General features: G+C 62.3%; 22 protein-coding genes. 15 read left to right on the top strand and 7 right to left on the bottom strand.

All coding sequences use genetic code 11. The features are described 5' to 3' along the window. Positions 1 to 87: 87 nt before the first annotated feature. Positions 88 to 567 carry an outer membrane protein assembly factor BamE gene (locus KIO76_RS19700; protein WP_249729657.1) on the bottom strand — a complete coding sequence of 160 codons (480 nt, stop codon included), beginning with the start codon at positions 565 to 567 and terminating at the stop codon, positions 88 to 90. A gap of 125 nt (positions 568 to 692) precedes the next feature. On the opposite strand from KIO76_RS19700, the gene KIO76_RS19695 reads away from it, so the two are divergent. From KIO76_RS19695 to KIO76_RS19670, 6 genes are all read left to right on the top strand, one after another. Beyond that, positions 693 to 1229, top strand: coding sequence for a ubiquinol-cytochrome C chaperone family protein (locus KIO76_RS19695; RefSeq protein ID WP_213324838.1), 537 nt, complete (start codon positions 693 to 695; stop codon positions 1227 to 1229). Between the two features lie 113 nt (positions 1230 to 1342). After that, the gene (locus KIO76_RS19690) at positions 1343 to 1993 is read left to right on the top strand and encodes a YceD family protein (protein WP_213324837.1); all 651 of its coding nucleotides are present in this window, start codon (positions 1343 to 1345) and stop codon (positions 1991 to 1993) included. A gap of 174 nt (positions 1994 to 2167) precedes the next feature. Continuing rightward, complete coding sequence (gene plsX / locus KIO76_RS19685) at positions 2168 to 3208, top strand: phosphate acyltransferase PlsX (protein ID WP_213324836.1); 1041 nt, start codon at positions 2168 to 2170, stop codon at positions 3206 to 3208. A gap of 72 nt (positions 3209 to 3280) precedes the next feature. After that, positions 3281 to 4258: a beta-ketoacyl-ACP synthase III gene (locus tag KIO76_RS19680; protein ID WP_291977742.1), complete on the top strand. Its 978-nt coding sequence runs from the start codon at positions 3281 to 3283 to the stop codon at positions 4256 to 4258. A 160-nt stretch (positions 4259 to 4418) separates the two neighbouring features. Beyond that, positions 4419 to 4730 (top strand): integration host factor subunit alpha, encoded by a 312-nt coding sequence (locus tag KIO76_RS19675; protein WP_213324835.1) that lies wholly within the window; start codon positions 4419 to 4421, stop codon positions 4728 to 4730. Between the two features lie 336 nt (positions 4731 to 5066). Then, the gene (locus KIO76_RS19670; protein ID WP_213324833.1) at positions 5067 to 5795 is read left to right on the top strand and encodes a MerR family transcriptional regulator; all 729 of its coding nucleotides are present in this window, start codon (positions 5067 to 5069) and stop codon (positions 5793 to 5795) included. A gap of 39 nt (positions 5796 to 5834) precedes the next feature. On the opposite strand, the gene KIO76_RS19665 is transcribed toward KIO76_RS19670, so the two are convergent. From KIO76_RS19665 to hemB, 5 genes are all read right to left on the bottom strand, one after another. Continuing rightward, the gene (locus KIO76_RS19665) at positions 5835 to 6581 is read right to left on the bottom strand and encodes an arginyltransferase (RefSeq protein ID WP_213324832.1); all 747 of its coding nucleotides are present in this window, start codon (positions 6579 to 6581) and stop codon (positions 5835 to 5837) included. Between the two features lie 125 nt (positions 6582 to 6706). Continuing rightward, a complete protein-coding gene (locus KIO76_RS19660) occupies positions 6707 to 7174 on the bottom strand; it encodes an RDD family protein (protein WP_213324831.1) in 468 nt (155 codons plus the stop codon). Positions 7175 to 7242: 68 nt separating this feature from the next. Continuing rightward, positions 7243 to 8493 carry a threonine ammonia-lyase gene (locus KIO76_RS19655; protein WP_291976398.1) on the bottom strand — a complete coding sequence of 417 codons (1251 nt, stop codon included), beginning with the start codon at positions 8491 to 8493 and terminating at the stop codon, positions 7243 to 7245. A gap of 137 nt (positions 8494 to 8630) precedes the next feature. Beyond that, entirely contained in the window at positions 8631 to 9983 is a 1353-nt protein-coding gene (locus tag KIO76_RS19650) for a branched-chain amino acid ABC transporter permease (protein ID WP_213324829.1), read from the bottom strand. 129 nt (positions 9984 to 10112) lie between these two features. Further along, positions 10113 to 11204: a porphobilinogen synthase gene (gene hemB / locus KIO76_RS19645; protein WP_213324828.1), complete on the bottom strand. Its 1092-nt coding sequence runs from the start codon at positions 11202 to 11204 to the stop codon at positions 10113 to 10115. 326 nt (positions 11205 to 11530) lie between these two features. On the opposite strand from hemB, the gene KIO76_RS19640 reads away from it, so the two are divergent. The 3 genes from KIO76_RS19640 (at position 11531) to KIO76_RS19630 (ending at position 14226) form a co-directional block, all read left to right on the top strand. Beyond that, entirely contained in the window at positions 11531 to 11977 is a 447-nt protein-coding gene (locus KIO76_RS19640; protein ID WP_213324826.1) for a DUF6163 family protein, read from the top strand. Between the two features lie 193 nt (positions 11978 to 12170). Continuing rightward, on the top strand, positions 12171 to 12683 hold the full coding sequence (ldtR, locus tag KIO76_RS19635) for a transcriptional regulator LdtR (protein ID WP_213324825.1): 513 nt from the start codon (positions 12171 to 12173) through the stop codon (positions 12681 to 12683). Positions 12684 to 12945: 262 nt separating this feature from the next. Further along, the gene (locus KIO76_RS19630; RefSeq protein WP_291976401.1) at positions 12946 to 14226 is read left to right on the top strand and encodes a L,D-transpeptidase family protein; all 1281 of its coding nucleotides are present in this window, start codon (positions 12946 to 12948) and stop codon (positions 14224 to 14226) included. Between the two features lie 32 nt (positions 14227 to 14258). On the opposite strand, the gene KIO76_RS19625 is transcribed toward KIO76_RS19630, so the two are convergent. Continuing rightward, a complete protein-coding gene (locus KIO76_RS19625; protein WP_213324824.1) occupies positions 14259 to 14933 on the bottom strand; it encodes a nucleotidyltransferase domain-containing protein in 675 nt (224 codons plus the stop codon). 324 nt (positions 14934 to 15257) lie between these two features. Between KIO76_RS19625 and glyA the strand changes: the two genes are divergently transcribed. The 6 genes from glyA (at position 15258) to nusB (ending at position 20069) form a co-directional block, all read left to right on the top strand. After that, on the top strand, positions 15258 to 16565 hold the full coding sequence (glyA, locus tag KIO76_RS19620) for a serine hydroxymethyltransferase (RefSeq protein WP_213324823.1): 1308 nt from the start codon (positions 15258 to 15260) through the stop codon (positions 16563 to 16565). 85 nt (positions 16566 to 16650) lie between these two features. Then, a complete protein-coding gene (gene nrdR, locus KIO76_RS19615; RefSeq protein WP_213324822.1) occupies positions 16651 to 17166 on the top strand; it encodes a transcriptional regulator NrdR in 516 nt (171 codons plus the stop codon). Positions 17167 to 17202: 36 nt separating this feature from the next. Then, entirely contained in the window at positions 17203 to 18378 is a 1176-nt protein-coding gene (gene ribD, locus KIO76_RS19610) for a bifunctional diaminohydroxyphosphoribosylaminopyrimidine deaminase/5-amino-6-(5-phosphoribosylamino)uracil reductase RibD (protein ID WP_291976460.1), read from the top strand. Further along, entirely contained in the window at positions 18360 to 19013 is a 654-nt protein-coding gene (locus KIO76_RS19605) for a riboflavin synthase (protein ID WP_213324819.1), read from the top strand. The genes ribD and KIO76_RS19605 overlap by 19 nt, the downstream gene beginning before the upstream one ends. 79 nt (positions 19014 to 19092) lie before the next feature. After that, on the top strand, positions 19093 to 19593 hold the full coding sequence (gene ribH / locus KIO76_RS19600) for a 6,7-dimethyl-8-ribityllumazine synthase (protein ID WP_213324818.1): 501 nt from the start codon (positions 19093 to 19095) through the stop codon (positions 19591 to 19593). Further along, positions 19590 to 20069: a transcription antitermination factor NusB gene (gene nusB, locus KIO76_RS19595; protein WP_213324817.1), complete on the top strand. Its 480-nt coding sequence runs from the start codon at positions 19590 to 19592 to the stop codon at positions 20067 to 20069. Before ribH ends, nusB begins: the two co-directional genes overlap by 4 nt. Positions 20070 to 20479 lie beyond the last annotated feature (410 nt).

Here is a 20479-nt window from a genome sequence, read left to right as displayed (position 1 = left end):
CATAAGGGCCGTGCTGCGATTGCACGCTGAAAAAAATGAGGCCTGGCGATTGCTCGCCGGGCCTCTTGCCATCTGGGCGCCTCGATGTCAGGCGCCGAAGGGGTTGAAGCTGCTGCTGCCGCCCGCGCCTCGGAAGATCTGGCGGAGGAAGCTCTGCTCCTGGCCGCTCGATGGAGTGGTGCGGGAGATGAAATCGAAAATCTGGCCATCCTGGATGCCATAATTGGCGACGCGCTCGACCTTGAAGGCCGAATTGAAGTAGATGGCGATCACCCGCTGGTCGACGATCGACGGCTCGATGAACTGGACCGTCCGCTTCAGCGTCTGGCTGATATAATAGAAAGTCTTGTTGCCGACGGTTGAAACAGTGGAGGGTGTACCCAGCTTGGCAAGGACCGTATCGACGCTCGTGCCCGGGCGGATCTCAGCTAACGCGCGCTCGTCCAAGACATAGCCACGGGTAATGGTTTCGCGGCCGGAGCAGGCGGCAAGGCCCGTGAGAAGAGTGGCGCCGAGCGCCAACGTCATCGAACGCCGTGAGAGAAGTCTGGTCTCGCGCAGTTTCATTCGGCCCATCCGTGTCGTTTCAATGCCGTCTTGCAGCTATCATATTCTCGCTTGCACTAACGTAGCCCGATGCCGTAACCCGCGGTTATGTCTTTGGCAAGGCGATGCGGAGGGCGTTGCCCGTCATGATTCTCAAGTTATTTCGTTCTCGGCCCCGTGACGATGCCGCTTCCTCGCTGTTCGAGCGTGTGAACGCGGCCGCTCGGTCACCGCAACTTTACCGTGACGGTTGGATCGCGGATACGGTCGAGGGGCGATTTGAATCGCTCACCCTGCACGCGGTCTTGCTTCTTCGGCGCCTCCGGGACCTGCCGGATCCCGCGCCTGATCTTGCGCAGGAATTTGTCGACCGGCTTTTCCTCGAAATCGAGCGGGCTTTTCGTGAGATCGGGATTGGCGACCTGGCCGTGCCGAAGCGCATGAAGGTCTATGCCAAGGCCTTCTATGGGCGCGCGGCGAGCTACGACGAGGCGCTCGCGGAGAAGGATGACACGACCTTGCAGGCTGCGCTCGCACGCAACGTCGGTGTGACCGACGGGGATGCGCAAGTTCATATGGCTGCTTATATCAGAGCTGTGGATCAGCATCTGGCCGGATTCGATTTTGAGGCGCTGTTGTCTTCGGCGTCGCTTTTCCCCGAACCTGGGGTGGTATCGAGATGATCAATCCACCGGAAATCACGGCTGTGGATGCGAATTCTGATAAATGAGGGAGGATTGGTCACGTTCGTCGGCCCGGGTGATTCGGTCCGATCACGGTGATCGAGGAAACTGCCATGGCAGCACAGGAAGACCACCTTTTGCACTGGCCTTGCGCCGTTGTGGATATTCCGCCCCAGGGCCTTGAGGTGGAGCGTAGCGCGACGGCCGGAGAGCTGGTGACGTTGGCCGAGAGCTTCGGCCTGCCTGCCATCCACAGGCTTGACGCAAATTTCCGCCTGTCGGGGACGCCGAAGCGCGTCAAAGTGCGGGGCGAAGTGAGGGCGCGTATCGAGCAGATCTGCGTCGTGACGTTGGAGCCCTTCGCGAGCGACGTGGTCGAACCTATTGAAGTGGACTTCTCTGCGGAGGCGCCTCAGCGCGCATTTGATGACCGCCGGCTGGATGAGTGGGAGGCCGAGACGGGCCGGTCCCGTGGCGGACGCAAAGGGGGCGAGCCCGAAGGTCGTAGCGCGGAAATGCGACTGTCGGACGCGGATCCGCCCGATGAAATTGTTGATGGCGCGATTGATCTTGGCCAGTTGGCCGCTGAGTTTCTCGCGCTCGGGATAGATCCCTACCCGCGTAAGCCCGGTGCGGTGTTCCAATCAGGGGGGGAGGACGGTGAGGCCGCGCCCTCGAAGGAAGAGCCTTCGGAACAAGTTGACAAACCATCTCCTTTTGCGGCGCTGTCACGGTTAAGAACCAAGCCCGAGGGCTCAAGCTAAACCCTGCCGCTTGCATTTCGGTCTTTGATCATCTCAGCTGATATTGTTAGGTTTCCTGACCCCCACCATGACGGGCGCCTACTCAAAATACAGGTTGCGAGCCTATGACGAGGCGCTATTGTCCGCCGCGCGTCGACTGCGGCCCTCGGCGTTGCGGAGATCAATATAGGCACCATGTCCTCACCGATTAGGATCGCTCTCGACGCGATGGGCGGCGATCACGGGCCTGCCGTCGTCATTCCCGGGGCCGCCAAAGCTCTTGAGCGGCGGCCGGATATCCGTTTCATCATGTATGGCGACGAGGCGCAGGTTCGCCCTTTGATCGACGCCCATCCCGCGCTCGCCAAGGCTTGCGAATTGCGCCACGCGGAAATCGCCGTTCGCATGGATGACAAGCCGAGCCAGGCGCTCCGGGCGGGGCGCTACAAATCGTCCATGTGGCTTGCCATTGAGGCGGTGAAGAAGGGCGAGGCGGATGTCGCCGTTTCGGCGGGGAACACCGGTGCGCTCATGGCGATGGCGACCTTTTGCCTGAAGACCCTGGTCCAGGTTGAGCGGCCGGCGATTGCCGCGATATGGCCCACATTGCGCGGCGAGAGCATCGTTCTCGACGTCGGTGCGACGATTGGGGCGGATGCGCGCCATCTGGTGGAATTAGCCGTAATGGGCGCGGCGGTTGCCAATGTCATTTTCGATATCGAACGTCCAACGGTCGGTCTCCTCAATGTCGGTGTTGAGGAGATAAAGGGGCTCGACGCGATCAAGGAGGCGAGCCAGATCCTCCGTGAGGCCAATTTGCCGCAGCTCGAGTACAAGGGCTTCGTCGAGGGCAGCGATATCGGCCGTGGGGCGGTGGATGTCGTCGTGACCGAAGGCTTTGCCGGGAATATCGCCCTCAAGACGGCCGAGGGAACGGCGACCCAGATCGCTACGTTTCTCAAGAATGCGATGGCCCGCACACTGATGTCGCGCATCGGTTATCTCTTCGCCAAAGGCGCCTTTGATTCGCTGCGACGAACCCTTGATCCGCGCCGGTCGAATGGCGGCATCTTTCTGGGGCTGCAAGGCAGCGTCATCAAGAGCCATGGCGGGACAGACGCGCTTGGTTTTGCAAGCGCTGTGGAACTCGCCTATGACATGGCGCGGCATGATTTGGTCCATCAGATCCGCGCCATGTTGGAGAAACTACAGCTCGAGCCGGTCGTTGACGCTTAAGACAATGCGCCCGGGATAACGAGCGGCCCGCTGCCGCGACGAGCGGCGGGCGAGGGACTGAGGAGCAATCAAGTGTCTCGGCTGAGAACAGTCGTTTGCGGTGGCGGGGCCTACCTGCCTGAACGCATCATGACCAATAGTGAGATCGCCGGTCTGGTCGAGACCTCCGACGAGTGGATCGTGCAACGCACGGGAATTCGGGCCCGTCACATCGCGGCCGACGGGGAGACCACGTCGATGCTTGCGGTGCGCGCCGCGCGTGCGGCGCTCGCCGACGCGGGCCTCGCTGCTGATGACATCGATCTGATCGTCGTGGCGACATCGACACCGGACTACACCTTCCCGGCGACCGCAACGCAGGTGCAAGCCGAACTCGGCATCACCCATGGTGCGGCCTTCGATCTCCAGGCGGTCTGCTCAGGCTTCGTCTTTGCCCTGGCGACAGCCGACAAGTTCCTGACCTCGGGCTCTCACCGCCGGGCGCTCGTGATCGGCGCCGAGACATTCTCACGCTTGCTGGACTGGAGCGACCGCACCACCTGCGTGCTGTTCGGCGATGGGGCCGGCGCGCTCGTGCTGGAGGCTCAGGAAAGCCGAGGCGAGCCCGGTGACCGGGGGATCCTGACCACTCACCTGCGTTCCGACGGTCGGCACCGCAGCAAGCTCTTCGTGGATGGAGGGCCCGGATCGAACCGCGCTGTCGGGCACTTGAGGATGGAGGGCCGTGAGGTCTTTCGTCATGCCGTCGGAATGATCACGGATGTCATCGAAGATGCTTTCCGCGCGACGGGGTTCACTGCGGAGGACATCGACTGGTTCGTTCCGCACCAGGCGAACAAGCGGATAATCGACGCCAGCGCTCAGAAGCTTGGAATCGCACCCGAGAAGGTGGTCATCACCGTCGACCAGCATGGCAACACCTCTGCGGCTTCGATCCCGCTCGCGTTGGCGGCCGCCTGTGCCGACGGGCGCATCAAGCGTGGTGATCTGGTGCTTCTCGAAGCCATGGGCGGAGGCTTCACCTGGGGCAGCGCCCTTGTACGCTGGTGAGGGCCGGAGATCGATCCGTTGCCTGGCTCCGCTCCACGAGGCCTGATGAATATATGTCGTGGAACCGGTGCGTCTGTGATTGACCGAGCTCCCGCGACTGAATATCGTTGTAATTCAGTGAGATGCTTCTGTTGTTAAAGGTTGCTTGCAAGAGGGTGCCATGGCAGGTCGGACGGTAACGCGCGCGGACCTCTGCGAAGTGGTCTATCAGAAGGTCGGATTATCCCGGACTGAATCAGCGGCGCTCGTCGAGCTTGTTCTCAGCGAAATGTGCGATTGTTTGGCGCGCGGTGAGACTGTGAAGCTCTCGTCGTTCGGTTCCTTTATCGTGCGGGACAAGGGCGAGCGCGTGGGGCGCAACCCGAAGACGGGGATCGAAGTCCCGATCGACCCGAGGCGCGTCATGGTCTTCAAGCCTTCGAACGTGCTGCGCGCCCGCATCAACGGCCTTGAGGTTGAGGACGAGGCCTGACGCGCTCGCCAGCGCCTCGCTTGCTTGATCCAGCCTTTAAGCCCAACCGGGATGCTCGCGTGCGCGCGCCCGGACTGGAGAGGCTGCCATCCACAAGCAGGCCGCCTATAAGGCAACGCTTTTGATCAGTTTTGCCGATAGATTTTGCAAGCGAGTGCAAACGCGTCTTATCCTTGAGGGATAGCATCATCTGAGTCGGCTATGTTCTCGGAGCAGACTTGGGTTGAGCCAGATCCGGTTTAGCCATGACAGTCAGGTCTAAGCGGGGGGCTATTTCGGATCACTGACATAGCCGGAGCCGGCTGAATCGAGAACGAGTGCACGGAGGAGTAGACGGTGGACAAAGGCCCAGACGCCTTTCGCACCATCAGCGAAGTCGGGGAAGAACTCGACGTTCCGCAGCACGTCCTGCGTTTCTGGGAAACGCGTTTCACGCAGATCAAGCCGCTCAAGCGGGGCGGCGGGCGACGTTACTACCGACCCGACGATGTCGAGCTTCTACGCGGCATCCGCCATCTTCTTTACGGTGAAGGCTACACGATCAAGGGTGTACAGCGCATCCTCAAGCAGGAGGGGGTGCGCTTCGTCCAGCAGGTTTGGCAGGAACCTCACCAGCTTTCATCCATCAACGCCGGCCAACGTTTCGCCGATGATTTCGAGGACGCTGATCCTGACATTGGCCGCGGTCAAGGCGCCGCTCCCGAGGAGCATGGTCATCAGGGCGAACAGCAGAGCCTTGAGGCGGTGTGGCAGCAGACGCCGCCGATGCCCGTGGCTGAAAGCGATCTGCGCGGGCCGTCGCCCCAGGTCGGCCCTCGGACCTACCAATTGCGGAACCATGAGGCCCTGCATAGCCCCGAGATGGGCCGCGGCAGCCATAACGCTGACGGCGGCTCGCTGGACAGCGAGGGTGACAGGCTGGAGCCCGACGATGCTTTCGCGGGCATCGGAACCAGCGGTCTCGATGAGGCTTCGGCGACGCGGCTCAGCATGGTGCTCGACGAACTACGGGAATGCCGCCGTTTGATCGCCATCGCGCGCGGCGTTGTTGATGATGATAACTGACATTGGATCTTTCGAATAAATAACTGAAAAATCAGCCTTTTAATCAACGCGCGACCAGCCGTGCGGCAGCAGGCGCTCCTGCGGGCGGAAGCGCGTCTTGTAGTCCATCTTCCGGGAGCCTTCCACCCAATAGCCAAGGTAGACATAGGGTAAGCCGAATTCCCGCGCCTTGGCGATGTGGTCAAGAATGATGTAGCTGCCGAGGCTGCGATGCCCATCGTCGGGTTCGTAGAAGGAATAGACCATCGACAGCCCATCGGCGAGGATGTCGGTCAATGCGACCGCTCGCAGCTCGCCCACGCCGGCACGGTCGAGATAGGGTCCGGTGCCGGGTGTTCTGTATTCGATCAGGCGAGTCGTGACGTGGCTGTCCTCCACCATCATGGCATAGTCGAGCACCGTCATGTCGGCCATGCCGCCATCGGCATGGCGGGTATCGAGATAGTGCCGGAACAGGCTGTATTGCTCGGATGTCGGAGTTGCGCCGCGCACCTCCGTGGTGAGGTCGGTGTTGGCGGCGAGGACCCTACGGAAGCTGCGCGACGGTGTGAACTCGTTGACCAGAATGCGAACGGAGATGCATGCCCGGCAGGTCTCGCACGCAGGCCGATAGGCAATGGTTTGGGAGCGTCGGAAGCCACCTTGCGTCAGAATATCGTTGATCTCTGACGCGCGCTTTCCGACGAGATGCGTGAAAACCTTGCGTTCCTCGCGCCCGGGCAGATAGGGGCAGGCGGACGGAGCGGTCAGGTAAAATTGCGGAGTATCGCGCGGCTGTGTGGTCACGCTGGCGCCCGCTCATTCAATTGGTGCGATCCCTTCAACCCTCGTCACGATAGCACCGAGCCGGCGTCTCTCAAATATCGAATAAGCACCTGCTGCGGTGAGGCAAAGAGGGGTCGGCAGGTCGATCAATCCCGAATCACGGTGAGTTGCGCGAGCACGTCATGCAGCATCCGCCGATCGCTCCGCAGGAAGGCGGTGATGATGTCAATGGCGAGCAGGAGGCCGGTGCTGGCGGCGACGTAGAAAAACAGGGCATGGATGGCGGCGGTGATGAAGTCCGGCCGGCCATAGGGACCGACGACTTTCAGGCCCATCAAACGCATGCCGATAGTCGCTTGGCGTTCGCCACTCACCGTGACCGCGCTGTAGAGAATGCCCGTGCAGGCGCCGACCAGGGGAAACAGGAACCAGGCAAGGCCGAAGGTGATGACCCCGAGAATGGCCACCACCATGAACAATACGAGCATGAGAAGGGCGATGACGACCAAGTCGATCAGATAGGCGAAGAAGCGCGGCGTGATGACACCTCGGATAGCGCCATAGTCGTCGATGGTCATCGGCTGGGACGTTTGGCGCGGCGGCAAATGGCTCACTTCTTCACTCCCGTACGATTCGCACGCTTGATGAATGATAATACGAGAGGGAGGTTCCGTCGCGGGGGTCAATGGCCCTGTTCTGCGCGGCTCCTTGCGTCCACACGCGTCGGAGCGAGGCCATCCGCGGCAAGGGCGCTCAGAATGTGCCGCGAGTGCTCGGCGTCCCGCGTTTCGATGGTGAGGTCGATGGACACGCCCTTGGCCGGCACGTCGAGGAACAGGCGTCCGTGCGAGACTTCCAGAATATTGGCGCCAAGTTCACCAAGACGGCTGGCGATGCGTCCGAGGAGCCCCGGGCCGTCGTTGGTGATGACCCGGAAGGAGACGATGCGGTCGGCCCGTTCCAGGGCCCGCACCATGACCGAAGCCAGCAGCCGGGCATCGATATTGCCACCGCTCAAGACGAGCCCGACCTTGCGGCCCTTGAAGCGCTCGGGAAAAGCGAGAAGGGCGGCGAGTGCCGCTGCGCCGGCCCCCTCCGCCATGCTGCGTTGGAGCGTAGCATAAGCGTTTACGGCGCTCTCCAGTGCCTCCTCGTCGACAACGAGCACTTCGCTTGCGAGTTGCCGTACGACAGGAAGTGTCAGCTTGCCGACGTTCTTTACGGCAATGCCCTCGGCGATGGTGGGGCCGCCGAGCGGGCTCTCCCTGCCGGAGAGCGCGTTTGAGAAGGACGGATAGAGGGCCGCTTCCACGCCAATGAGTTCAATCTCAGGTTTAAGTGCCCGGGCTGCTGTGGCGATGCCTGCGAACAGTCCCCCGCCGCCAATGGGAATGACGAGGACCTCGAGATCGGGATTATCAGCCAGGATCTCGAGCCCGACCGTTCCCTGGCCCGCCATGATCGCATTGTCGTCATAGGGGTGAATGAACGCGAGGTTCTCGGCCAGCGCGATGGCTTCCGCGCGGATAGCGGACTCCGACAGCGTCTCGCCATCGAGCACGACATGCGCGCCGTGTGCACGAGTATTCTCGACCTTCACCAGGGGCGTCGCCTGGGGCATGACGATGGTCGCGGGAATGCCGAGGCGCTTTGCATGATACGCGACAGCCTGCGCATGATTGCCGGCGGACATGGCAATCACCCCGCGCTGGCGCTCCTCCGGGGTGAGGCTCGAAAGTTTCACGAGGGCGCCGCGCTCCTTGAACGAGCCGGTGGGCTGCATGTTCTCGTATTTGACGTACACTTCCGCGCCGGTCAGCGCGCTGAGAGAGGGCGAGGCGAGAAGTGGAGATCGGACAACGGAGCTGCCTATGACGCCCGCAGCCCGTTCGATATCGGCCAGGGTGAGGATTGGGTCGGTAGGTGTCGGCACGACTCGTTCTCCGCTGGTGACGTTTTCTCGGCCACCCTGCCACCGCTCAGCGCGCATTTCGCCGCGCTCCGAAATCGCAGGATGCAGGTTTTCTACGTTGAATTTATTATATTTATCAATGCCGTAATCAGCAATTCTTATTTTTTGAGAGAAGTACGGCCGGTCGCCCAGTCCAAGTCCGTCCCGAACAGTCCTTGGGGACGCAAGACAAGAATGACAGCAAGCAGTGCATAGATCGCGATGTCGCGGGATTCAATGGGCAGGGTTGCGGCCCATAGGGCTTCTGCTGCACCGACGATCAAGCCTCCGAGGAGTGCTCCGCCCACGGATCCGACGCCGCCGAGCACGGCCGCGATGAGGGCTTTGAGGCCCAGTGACATTCCCGACGCATAGCCGACGTTGCCGTAATAGATCGCCATGATGAAACCGGCGAACCCGGCCAGCATACAGGCAAGCAGGAATGTCTGGTCGAACAGCCGGCTGCCGTTGATCCCACAGAGCGCGGCGGCGCCAGGGTCATCGGCATAGGCGCGCCATGCCCTGCCGAAGCTGGTCAGGCGCATCGCGACGGTGAGGGCTGTCGCGATGACGAAACCCGCGATGCTGATGGCGAGGTTCATGGGCGTCGTCGTTACCGCGAAGCCTTCGGCTTGGGCAAGCGGCAGGGGATTGTTCCAGAGGGGCGGCAGCCACTGGGCATAGCTGCCCTGGGCCAAGCGCAGATATTCGGCCATCGCGATCGACAGGCCGAGGGTCGCGATCAGAACGCGTTGCCCGCTGGCGTCCCGGAGGGGAGCGATCGCCATACGGCCGAGCACCACCCCGTGCAGGCCCGAGGCGAAGAGCGTGAATGCAAGCCCCAATCCGATGCCGACGAAAGGTGTGGAGATGCCGCCGGCGAGCGCGATGGCAACGCCGAGCGTTGTGGCGGTTCCGCCGAGAACCGCAAACTGGCCGAAGGCGAGATTAATGCGGCCGATCAATCCGAAGATGAGCGCGTAGGTGCTGGCGAGAAGGCCGTAGATGGCCAGCAATGGCAGGGCCGAAACGGCTTGCTGAAGGCCGAGCCCAACGCTGCGCGACACCTGGGGCGCGGGTTTGGCGGTTGAAATCTCGGCCTTTTCCTCCTCTGGAGCGTCCAGATAGAAGCGTTTCAGAAAGTAGAAATTAGCATCAGAGACGGGGCCCCGCTCAGTCGCGATGCCAATGAGGAGCGCCTTGTCGGCGGCTAGGCCCGTGCCGGCGAACCGACACAGCAAGACGCGTCCGCGCAGTCGGCCCGCCCGATCCTTGGCGGTGTAGTCGATGCGCAGGCTGTTGGGCAGCGGGCCGGACAGCGGCGCTGCGACGTCCACGATTTCGCCGTCCAGATTGATCGCCGGCAGCACGGCACGACAGACCCGCTCCTGATCGGCATCTACGAGCCTGGCGCAGGCCGCCACTGCCATGACGCCAAGGCCGATCAAGAAGAGGACGACAGGGCGGCGCATGGACGGGCCAATAATGCGAGTGGGTGCCTTGCACAGGCTGGCCCGGCCGTTAAACCGCCGAGGAAATTCCCAGTCTGCACGGGGGCGGCCGCCGTCGCGGCCGATCGTTTCCTCTATCCGTGGTACCGTCTATTTGACAGCCTTGAGCATCGTGGCGACCCGTGGTGCGAAATAGGTCAGGATACCGTCCGCTCCCGCGCGCTTGAAGGCGATGAGGCTTTCTACCATGGCCTTGTCGCCATCGATCCAACCATTACGCGCGGCGCCCTCGATCATCGCGTATTCCCCGGATACCTGATAGGCGAAAGTGGGCACACCGAAGGTTTCCTTCACCCGGTGGACGATGTCGAGATAGGGCAGGCCCGGCTTGACCATCACCATATCCGCCCCTTCCTCGAGATCGAGTGCGACTTCGCGCAAGGCCTCGTCGCTATTGGCCGGGTCCATCTGGTAGGTGCGCTTGTCACCGACCAGCGTCGCGTTGCTCCCAACGGCGTCGCGGAAAGGCCCGTAAAAGGCGGAAGCGTATTTCGCCGCATAGGCCATGATCTGCACGTCCGGATATCCAGCGAGGTCGAGAGCGGCTCTGATGGCTCCGACGCGCCCGTCCATCATGTCCGATGGGGCAATGATATCCGCGCCTGCGGCGGCGAGCGTCATGGCTTGAGCGACCAGAAGCGCGACGGTTTCATCATTGAGGATGGTATCACCGTCCATTACCCCGTCGTGGCCGTGGCTGGTGTAGGGATCAAGGGCCACATCCGTGACGACGCCGATGTCCGGCACTGCGGCCTTGATGGCGCGGACCGCCCGGCATACGAGGTTGTCCGGGTTCACGGCCTCGGTGCCCTCCGGATCGCGGAGCGCCGGATCCGTGTAAGGGAACAGCGCCACCGCGGGGATGTCGAGGTCCCGAGCACGCCGCGCTTCAGCGACGACCTGCTCGATCGGAAGACGCTGCACGCCGGGCATCGACGCGACATCCTCGGGGATATCGCCCTCGATCACGAACAATGGCCAGATGAGGTCGTTCGTCGACAGCGTGTTCTCGCGGACCAGCCTCCGCGCCCATTCGTTCTGACGATTACGGCGGGGCCGGACGGTGAGGCCGAGCGATGCCGCGCCGGTTGATGTCGGACCGTTAAACGTCGCGCGCCGAGCATCGCGGCCGGCGTGATCGTTGATGTGGCCCACAACGGGGGGAGGGTTCTTGACAGCCATCGGATCCGATCCAGCCTTGAAGTCATACTCTCTCGCTTAGCATCTCGTCGTGCATATCGAAATGCTGCAGCTCCCAAGTTGTCGGCCATGACGTCGCAGGATCATGCGGCCTGCGATTGACGCCGGGTCAGTTGGCCGCCAGTCTCTCGCGCTTCGGACGTCCGGCATTCGGTCGGATAATCCATGGGGATTGTCCGTCATTCCGGCGTCGAAACCGGGAGGCCGCACGGTGGCGGCCGCATTTCGCGTATATCAGACGGGGAGCCCGGAAGGGATTCGGCTCCGGAGCGGCTTCAGCGCGATCTGATAGTGGGTAGGACAAGAAGATGGCACGAGCACGAGATGACAGATCGGGCGCGCAGCAGGGCTTCGCGGACGCCCTGACGAACGACGACACGCACGGGCTGCAGTGGGACGTCGTGCTGGTATGGTTTCTGCGCGCAATGGCCGTCGTCTGGCTGGTCACGGGAGTCGGGCATTGGGCCATCCTGCTCGGCGTGTTTCCGGGCGACGCACCCTTCGAGGGCAGGCCAATGACCTATCAAGCCACCACGATCTATTTCGCGATCATCGACCTTGTTGCAGCGGTCGGTCTCTGGCTCACGAGCACCTGGGGCGGGGTCATGTGGCTGCTCGCCGTGATGAGCGATTTGATCCTGGCGATTTTCTTTCCCCATGTCATCGGTCACGGATTTGTGACCATAGCCGCTATGGTCACCCTCGTTGCGACTTATTTCGTGATCTCGTGGCTCGCCGCGCGCACGACCGATTAAACTTCGACAACTGGCGGTTCGAGGGCCGGGCTGACGCCGTTTCTCGCGCAATTCGTACTGAAACTATGTGCGATGAAGAAATATCTTGTTCATTTTATTGATTAAATCGCCTTTCAGAGATCTCGCGTAGTGTCTGCCTCATTCGTTCGCAGATCCGATCAACGGATCGCAAAGATAATTTATGAGGCGTCAAATGACTATTGCAGCACAATTGATTGGAAAGAGTGTTCCCGCTCCGGTCGAAGATGATATCAGCGGGCTCTATCTGGAATCGCTGACGCTTGTGGAGCGTCTCCATCGCCGTCTTCTCGATGTCATCAAGGATGAATTCGAGCGGCGCGGCGGAAACGAGCTGAACAGCGTGCAAGCGCTCCTGCTCTACAATATCGGCGACAAGGAACTGAGCGCCAGCGAGCTGCGGTCGCGTGGCTATTATCTCGGCGCCAATGTCTCCTATAACGTCAAGAAGCTGGTCGAGATGGGCTATCTCCAGCAGACCCGCTCGCGCGTCGACCGCCGTTCCATGCGCATCACGCTGACCCCCAAGGGCAGGGCGGTTCACGACGTCGTGACCGCGCTTTACGAGAAGCATATGCAGACGATTGCACCGCTCGGGGGGATCTCGTGTGATGATTTCAAGCTGATCAACCGATCGCTCCTGCGTCTGGAGCGCTATTGGACAGACCAGATCCGTTATAAGCTCTGATCGCAATGGGTTAGTCTTGCAAGGTCGCATGGTGATCCGGCATCTCCCCTCAGGGGGTGCCGCGATCCTCGCTTTTGTTGCATTGCGGCAACACGGGATTGACGACCCGATGCGCTCCCGTTAGATGCCACAAATTAGCCCGACTGCTCATGGTTGTTTAACGGACTACCGCTTACAGTTCGACCATCGGACCCGGCGGTTGTTGCCTGCGCCTATGGCGCTGGCGTCGGGGCATGTTGAGTTCAACAGTGGGATTGGGTCTGTGAGCCTTCGGTACTCCTTATCGAATGTTGGATTGCTGGCCGTAACGCTCGGCGTGACGTCGATCGCAACGGTTGAAATCGCGCAAGCGCAACAGGTAGCGCTCGGCTCGCAGGCCGAGTGGGTACAAAGCTATGACGCCGCGTCGAGCATGCGCTTGCGTCGGTCCAATACGCCGACCTTGTCGGCTGAGGCGGTCGCAGCGACCGAAGCCGCGATCGTGCAGTATCGCGATATCGTGAACCGCGGGGGGTGGGGGCAGATCCAGGGCCGCCAGACTCTCAAGGTCGGCATGCGCAGTCCGGCTGTCGTAGGCCTGCGCCAGCGGCTCGCGGCAAGCGGGGACCTTTCCGTGCAATCTGGCGACACGGACATCTTCGACTCTTATGTCGAAGCCGCCGTCAAGCGTTTCCAGGGCCGCCATGGGCTGGCGCAAACGGGCGTTGTGAATGCCAGCACCATCGCCGCGATGAACGTGCCGGCCCAGGTGCGCCTGCAGCAGCTCGAGACGAACCTCGTCCGTCTGCGCTCGTTGTCCGGCAATCTCGGCCAACGCTACGTGATCGTGAACATTCCGGCCGCCCAGGTGGAGACCGTTGAGAATGGTCATGTCGCGACGCGACACGCGGCTGGTGTCGGCAAGATCGATCGACAGTCGCCGATCATGAACGCCAAGATCACCCAGGTGAACTTCAATCCGTTCTGGACCGTGCCGGCGTCGATCATCCGCAAGGACCTGATCCCGAAGATGCGGACCGACCCGAGCTATCTCACGGACCAGAAGATCCGCGTGTTCAACGGCCAGGGACAGGAAGTCCCACCGCAGAGCATCAACTGGAACTCGAACGAAGCAACGCGCTACATGTTCCGGCAGGATCCCGGCGCCGACCTGAATTCGATGGGCATGGTCCGCATCAATATCCCGAACCCCCATGGCGTTTACATGCACGACACGCCTTCCAAGGGTGTGTTCGGTGACGATTTCCGCTTCGTGTCGTCAGGCTGTGTGCGCGTCCAGAACGTGCGCGACTACATCACGTGGCTCCTGAAGGACACGCCCGGCTGGGATCGTGCCCGCATCGACGCGGCGATCGCATCGGGCGACCGCATCGACGCGACGATCACGTCGGCGGTTCCTGTCTACTGGACTTATATCACGAGCTGGGCCACGGCTGATGGCGCGGTGCAGTTCCGTGATGACATCTACAATCGCGACGGCCTGAATATCGCGAAGGTGATGAACTACTCGGCGATCGACGAAGACATCGATGCGACGAACTGAGCGATCAGAACGCGTGTGAAGAAAGGCCCGCCTCATCGGCGGGCTTTTTTATGGGCGGCTCTCAGGGCGCTCAGCGAACCTGATAGCGAAAATGGGCTCTGCAGGGCCTGCGCCCAGGGGTGGCCCGGGTGGAGACGATCAAGGCAGTCCTTCAGCCATAGGCGTTCTGCCGCAGGCAGAAGCGGCAAGGCTCGCGCGAAATCCACCTCATCCTTCGGACGCTGATCCTTGGCCTTGAACAGAAGGACGGCGGCGGGCTGAAGGTATGGGATGCCGCAAGGAGATCGCGCCACCATTCTGCTGCGCGGGCGCGTGATCGTTGGATCACGCTTGTAGATCCATGTCGCAGGCGTCCCCGGTTCTATCATCATGTCGACTCGCCAGCGATGATCGGAGCGAGCGAAGCACCAGATCTGGGCAACATCCGCGGCCGGCTCCTCATCGGTCGAGAGCGGCTCGATCGTGCCATCCTTAACGGTGTAGAACTCCAGCTCCCCCAACCTTTGACGGAACGCCGGGAGGTTCTTGCGCAAAACCGTGAATTCCAGATCGCTATGCGGGCGTGTCTCACGCCCGTGGCAGAGATCGAGAGCCCAACCGCCGACGACACACCAAGGACTCGATGTCCCGGCGAGACGTTGGGCTAATTCGGCCGGGTGCCAAGGGGCCCAGGCATGCTGATCCGGCACGGCGAGGTGATTCGGCATCGCTTCATGCACATTCTGTTCTGACCGGCAGTTCTTATGAGGGGAGGGCCGCAATCCGGCAATTCATGACCGGTCGGTTGCATTGTCGGCGCATAATCGGCCGCAGTGTCGCTTGAACAGTGCCTGCGGTGCGTCCAATAGCCCGTCCACCTCCCGTTTTCGTGGTCCTGTGTTGGCCTGGATCGTGGCGCGTGATATGGGGACGGCGCGGTGAAGAACCCGCCGTTCCAGGACAGCCTTCGGCACGGCCGGCCTAGCTTGGCACCGCTTGCGGTGGCGCACATGTCGCGCCATCCATACCGTTCTATCACGGGAGTAGAGACGATGAGCGCACATGAAGCCGCGGCCGGAAGCCATTTGACGAACAGCTTTTTTTCCGCGTCGCTTGCGGACGCCGATCCGGAGATTGCCCGCGCCATCGAGCTCGAACTCGGTCGCCAGCGCGACGAGATCGAATTGATCGCCTCCGAGAACATCGTTTCCCGCGCCGTTCTTGAGGCGCAGGGCTCGGTGATGACGAACAAATATGCGGAAGGTTATCCGCGTCGGCGCTACTACGGCGGTTGTCAGTTCGTCGATATCGCCGAGGATCTCGCGATCGAGCGGGCATGCCGCCTATTCGATTGCCGCTTCGCCAATGTGCAGGCGAACTCCGGTTCCCAGGCAAACCAGGCCGTGTTCATGGCGCTCATGCAGCCCGGTGACACGTTCATGGGGCTGGATCTCGCGGCCGGCGGCCATCTGACCCATGGCGCACCGCCGAACATGTCGGGCAAGTGGTTCAAGCCCGTTCCCTATCCGGTGTCGAAGACCGATCATCGCGTCGACATGGATGAGGTGGAGCGCCTCGCGCATGCCCATAAGCCCAAGGTGATCGTGGCCGGTGGCTCGGCCTATGCCCGTCACTGGGATTTCGAACGCTTCCGGGCCATTGCCGACGCCGTCGGCGCCTATTTCATGGTCGACATCGCCCATTTCGCCGGACTGGTGGCCGGCGGCGCGCATCCATCCCCGTTCCCGCATGCCCATGTGGTCACGACCACGACCCACAAGACCTTGCGCGGCCCGCGCGGCGGCATGATCCTCACCAACGAAGAGGACTTGGCCAAGAAGATCAATTCGGCCATCTTCCCCGGCCTGCAGGGCGGCCCGCTGATGCATGTCATCGCGGCGAAGGCGGTCTCCTTCGGTGAGGCACTGAAGCCTGACTTCAAGGTCTACGCCCGCGCGGTCGTGGATAATGCGAAGGTTCTTGCCGATGGCATCGCGGCAGGCGGCTATGACATCGTGACGGGCGGCACGGATAACCATCTGATGCTCGTCGACCTCCGGCCCAAGAAGCTCACGGGCAAGGCCGCCGAGGCGGCGCTCGGCCGTGCTGGAATCACCTGCAACAAGAACGGCGTGCCCTTCGATCCGGAGAAGCCGACCATCACATCCGGCATTCGCCTCGGGACGCCGGCTGCGACGTCACGCGGTTTCGGCGTGGCCGAATTCAAGCAGGTGGCGTCGCTCATCGTCGAGGTGCTCGATGGTCTGGCGGCTCATGGTGACGTTGAGAATGCCGCGACTGAAGCGGCCGTCCTGAAGCGCACCCATGAATTGACCAAGCGCTTCCCGATCTACGGGTGATTGGACTCGCTTGGCCATATCAGAGCCTGTTATGGTTTTTGGACGCAGCGCCGGGGGCGCTGCGTCATGAAGCCGGAGTGAAACCATGCGTTGCCCGTTCTGCGGCAGTCTCGATACGCAGGTAAAGGACTCCCGGCCGACCGATGATCATTCCTCCATCCGCCGCCGGCGTGTGTGTCCGGACTGCGGTGGTCGTTTCACGACATTCGAGCGCGTCCAGCTACGCGAACTGATGGTGTTGAAGCGCTCGGGTCGCCGTGTGCCTTTCGACCGCGACAAGCTCACGCGTTCCGTCAATGTCTCGCTACGCAAGCGGGCAGTTGACCCGGAGCGGGTCGAGCGGCTGATAAACGGTGTGGTCCGCCAGCTCGAGAGCACGGGTGAGGCCGAAGTCACCAGCCAGATGATCGGCGAGGTGGTGATGAAAGCGCTGCGCAATCTAGACAGCGTGGCCTATGTTCGCTTCGCGTCAGTTTACAGGAACTTCCGCGAGGCTCAGGACTTCAAGGCGCTCATTGGTGAACTGGCTCTTGAAGAGTTGCCCGTCGAGGCCGATGTTGGTGGGGCTGATGCTCCCGACGCGGTCGACACAAAGACCTGAACTTTGCCCGCCATCGAGTCCCTTTCGCCGCACCAGATCTCGCTGGATCGCCGCTTCATGCGCGATGCGCTCGTCCTTGGCGCGCGTCACCTGGGACTGACGTGGCCAAATCCTTCTGTCGGCGCGCTGGTCGTCGCGCCCGGGCCGGAGGGTGTCATCCTGGGCCGCGGCATGACCCAGCCGGGAGGACGTCCCCATGGTGAACCTGTCGCCCTGGCCGCGGCCGGGGAGGCGGCGCGTGGCGCGACGCTTTATGTGACACTGGAGCCCTGTTCGCACTGGGGACGAAGCCCACCCTGCGTTGATTCGGTCATCGCCGCGGGTATCGCACGGGTGGTCTCGGCGCTCGAGGATCCCGACGCACGAGTGGCGGGCGCCGGGCATGCCCGTCTCCGGGATGCAGGCGTTGACGTAACCATTGGCCCTCTGGCGAAGGAGGCGGAACGCGCCCATCGCGGCCATATCCTGCGTGTGCGGGAGGGACGACCTGCGGTCACCGTCAAACTGGCGATGACCGCAGATGGCTTTGCGGGCGTTGCGGGTGAACGCCTGCGCATCACCGGGCCGGTCGCCAATGATCACGTCCATCTCATGCGTGCGCATGCCGATGTCATCATGGTTGGGGTCGGCACCGTTCTGGCTGACGATCCTGCCCTGAACGTGCGGCTGCCGGGGATGGAGGCGCGCTCGCCGGTGCGCGTCATCATCGACACGGCGCTTCGCACGCCGCCGACTGCCGTGGTCGCGCGGACGGCGGCTGAGCATCCCACCTGGATCGTCGCGGGCCGGGATGCGCCGATCGAGGCCGAGCGGACGCTGGTTGCGCAAGGTGTTGAAGTTATGCGCCTCGGCTCCATCGGCAGGGTGGATCTCAACGCGGCGCTGCGGCTCCTGGCGACGCGCGGCGTGACGCGTGTCTTCTGTGAAGGCGGACCGCAGCTTGCCGATGCGTTGGCCGCGGCGGGGCTGGTGGATGAGCTCGTCACCGTGACAGGACCGCTCCCTCTGGGGGCGTCATCAGCGCGACCCGGCATCCGGGCTATCGGGCCGCATCTGGCGCAACTTGTTCAAGGCGGGATTGTCAAAGCCGCCGTCACATGGGATGTCGCCCATCAGGATGTAACGCTGACTAATGCGGGCAGCGCGGCGGGGGGAGCCGTTGACCGATTCGCTGTCCTTGAGAGGCCAAGTTCATGTTTACCGGAATCGTGACGGACGTCGGCGAGGTCGTTGCCGCCGAAAACTTCCAGGGAACCCTGCGCCGTTTGCGCATTGTTTCGCGCTATGACCCGGAAACGATCGCCATCGGCGCTTCGATTGCTTGCGGCGGCCCCTGTCTGACGGTCGTTGCGGTTGGTCCTCACGAACAGGGTTCGTGGTTTGAAGTTGACGCGGCGGCTGAGACCCTCGCGCTGACGACGGTTGGCGCCTGGACGGTCGGCACACGCGTTAATCTGGAGCGCTCGCTAAAGATTGGCGATGAGCTCGGGGGACATATCGTCACGGGTCATGTGGACGGGATCGCCACCATCATCGCCCGGGAGGACATCACGGAAGTGGGCGAAGGCGGTGAGGGGAACTCCTGGGGGGCGACCGCCCGGTTCGACATTCGCGCACCGGATGCCATGGCGGCCTTTATTGCCGCCAAGGGCTCGGTTGCGCTCGATGGCTGCTCTCTGACGGTCAACCACGTCGAACGCAACGTGTTCTCTATCCTCCTCATTCCGCATACTCTCGAGGTCACGACTTGGGGCGCGCGTCATGTTGGCGACCGCCTCAATCTTGAGGTGGATCTCATGGCCCGCTATGCCGCACGCCTTGCGGAGGCGCGGGGGGCGGGTTACTGAGCACAGGCTCGGTTCGTGGCGACGTATGCCCGGACCCCTAGTCATCTGTCCCGTCTTTTATCTCGTCCGGATCATCGTCATGGCCGCTCCACGCCAAAGTACACCTGTCGCCGCCTTCTCAGGCCCAGCGCGCGTTCTCATTGTCGAGGCGCGATACTATGACGACCTTGCAGACGAATTGCTGCGTGGCGCTCGTGGCGCATGCGAGGCGGCCGGCGCCTCCGTTGATGTCCTCACCGTGCCTGGCGCGCTTGAATTGCCGGCTCTTCTGGCGATCGCACTCGACGCCGCTGAGGCACGAGGTCTTCCCTATGATGCGGCGGTGGCGCTCGGCTGCGTCATCCGGGGCGAGACAGGCCATTATGATATCGTCGCCAATGAGAGCGCGCGTGCCCTGATGGAACTGTCGGTGACCCGTCGTCTGCCATTTGGGAATGGCATTCTGACGGTGGAGAACGACGAGCAGGCTTGGGCGCGAGCGCGCGTGAGCGACATGGACAAGGGTGGTGGAGCCGCCCAAGCGGCACTCGCCGTCCTCCGCATCAAGCGTGAACTCGCCGTGGCAGGTAAGATACGATGAGCGACGCGCAGGTATCCAAAAGCGAACGCCGGAGCGCGGCTCGTCTGGCGGCCGTCCAGGCCCTGTACGAGATGGACGTCGCAGCGACCGGCGTCATCGAGGCGGTCGCCCAGTTCGAAGCACACTGGATGGGTCAGGAGATCGACGGCGTCTCCTTCAAGCCGGCGGAAGCTGCATTCTTTCGCGACATCGTTGCCGGCGTGGTTCGCGAGCAGAAGCCGGTCGATCGCAAGGTCGATGCCGCGCTCGCCAAGGGCTGGCCGCTGACGCGCGTGGAGATCGTTCTGCGCGCTGTTTTGCGCGCCGGCTGCTACGAACTGATGTTTCGCAAGGATGTGCCCGTGCGAGTCGTCATCTCCGAATATGTGGATGTGTCGCGCGCCTTCTACAGCGATGATGAGCCAGGTTTTGTCAATGCGGTCCTGGACACCGTCGCTCGCGAGGTCAGGCCGGGCGAGCTCGGGCCACGCGGTTGACTCGTCCGCCGTTGCTGCACCGGCCTCTTCGGTCAGCATCTTTCGCTCGAGGAAAGAGGCGCGCTTCCTATGCGGAGTGCGATCACCTTGGCGAAACGCATTGCGGGAACGAAGTTGTCGGTCCTCTCCTGAACGGCGCTTGACTGCGAACAGATGAATGGACACGCGGTGCAAGTTGCCGCTGCTCGCTCAGTTCTTGTCCTCTGGCTCGCCTGAAAATGTCTCTCGGTCGAAACAGGCAGCAGCGCTGCTTCATATCCCTGCTGTGCCAACGCTGCCGCGTTGCACATTCGAGGTTCTGGTAGCTATCTGACCGAAGGTGTATTATCCCGGCCAAGCTTCGTCCATCGATGGGCTCAGGGGACAGTAGCGCAGCATAGGCCTGGTCCCCAAGGCTCTTTGCGAAGGGA

The sequence above is a fragment of the Chelatococcus sp. YT9 genome, from assembly GCF_018398315.1.
In the GTDB taxonomy this organism is placed as follows: Bacteria; Pseudomonadota; Alphaproteobacteria; order Rhizobiales; family Beijerinckiaceae; genus Chelatococcus.
This window is presented reverse-complemented; position numbering and strand designations above follow the sequence as displayed.

What these genes read in the sequence shown, in the direction of transcription:
- KIO76_RS19700 (WP_249729657.1), bottom strand. Translation starts at nt 567, where the DNA reads ATGAAACTGCGCGAGACCAGACTTCTCTCACGGCGTTCGATGACGTTG.
- KIO76_RS19695 (WP_213324838.1), top strand. Translation starts at nt 693, where the DNA reads ATGATTCTCAAGTTATTTCGTTCTCGGCCCCGTGACGATGCCGCTTCC.
- KIO76_RS19690 (WP_213324837.1), top strand. Translation starts at nt 1,343, where the DNA reads ATGGCAGCACAGGAAGACCACCTTTTGCACTGGCCTTGCGCCGTTGTG.
- plsX (WP_213324836.1), top strand. Translation starts at nt 2,168, where the DNA reads ATGTCCTCACCGATTAGGATCGCTCTCGACGCGATGGGCGGCGATCAC.
- KIO76_RS19675 (WP_213324835.1), top strand. Translation starts at nt 4,419, where the DNA reads ATGGCAGGTCGGACGGTAACGCGCGCGGACCTCTGCGAAGTGGTCTAT.
- KIO76_RS19650 (WP_213324829.1), bottom strand. Translation starts at nt 9,983, where the DNA reads ATGCGCCGCCCTGTCGTCCTCTTCTTGATCGGCCTTGGCGTCATGGCA.
- hemB (WP_213324828.1), bottom strand. Translation starts at nt 11,204, where the DNA reads ATGGCTGTCAAGAACCCTCCCCCCGTTGTGGGCCACATCAACGATCAC.
- KIO76_RS19640 (WP_213324826.1), top strand. Translation starts at nt 11,531, where the DNA reads ATGGCACGAGCACGAGATGACAGATCGGGCGCGCAGCAGGGCTTCGCG.
- ldtR (WP_213324825.1), top strand. Translation starts at nt 12,171, where the DNA reads ATGACTATTGCAGCACAATTGATTGGAAAGAGTGTTCCCGCTCCGGTC.
- KIO76_RS19625 (WP_213324824.1), bottom strand. Translation starts at nt 14,933, where the DNA reads ATGCCGAATCACCTCGCCGTGCCGGATCAGCATGCCTGGGCCCCTTGG.
- glyA (WP_213324823.1), top strand. Translation starts at nt 15,258, where the DNA reads ATGAGCGCACATGAAGCCGCGGCCGGAAGCCATTTGACGAACAGCTTT.
- nrdR (WP_213324822.1), top strand. Translation starts at nt 16,651, where the DNA reads ATGCGTTGCCCGTTCTGCGGCAGTCTCGATACGCAGGTAAAGGACTCC.
- KIO76_RS19605 (WP_213324819.1), top strand. Translation starts at nt 18,360, where the DNA reads ATGTTTACCGGAATCGTGACGGACGTCGGCGAGGTCGTTGCCGCCGAA.
- ribH (WP_213324818.1), top strand. Translation starts at nt 19,093, where the DNA reads ATGGCCGCTCCACGCCAAAGTACACCTGTCGCCGCCTTCTCAGGCCCA.
- nusB (WP_213324817.1), top strand. Translation starts at nt 19,590, where the DNA reads ATGAGCGACGCGCAGGTATCCAAAAGCGAACGCCGGAGCGCGGCTCGT.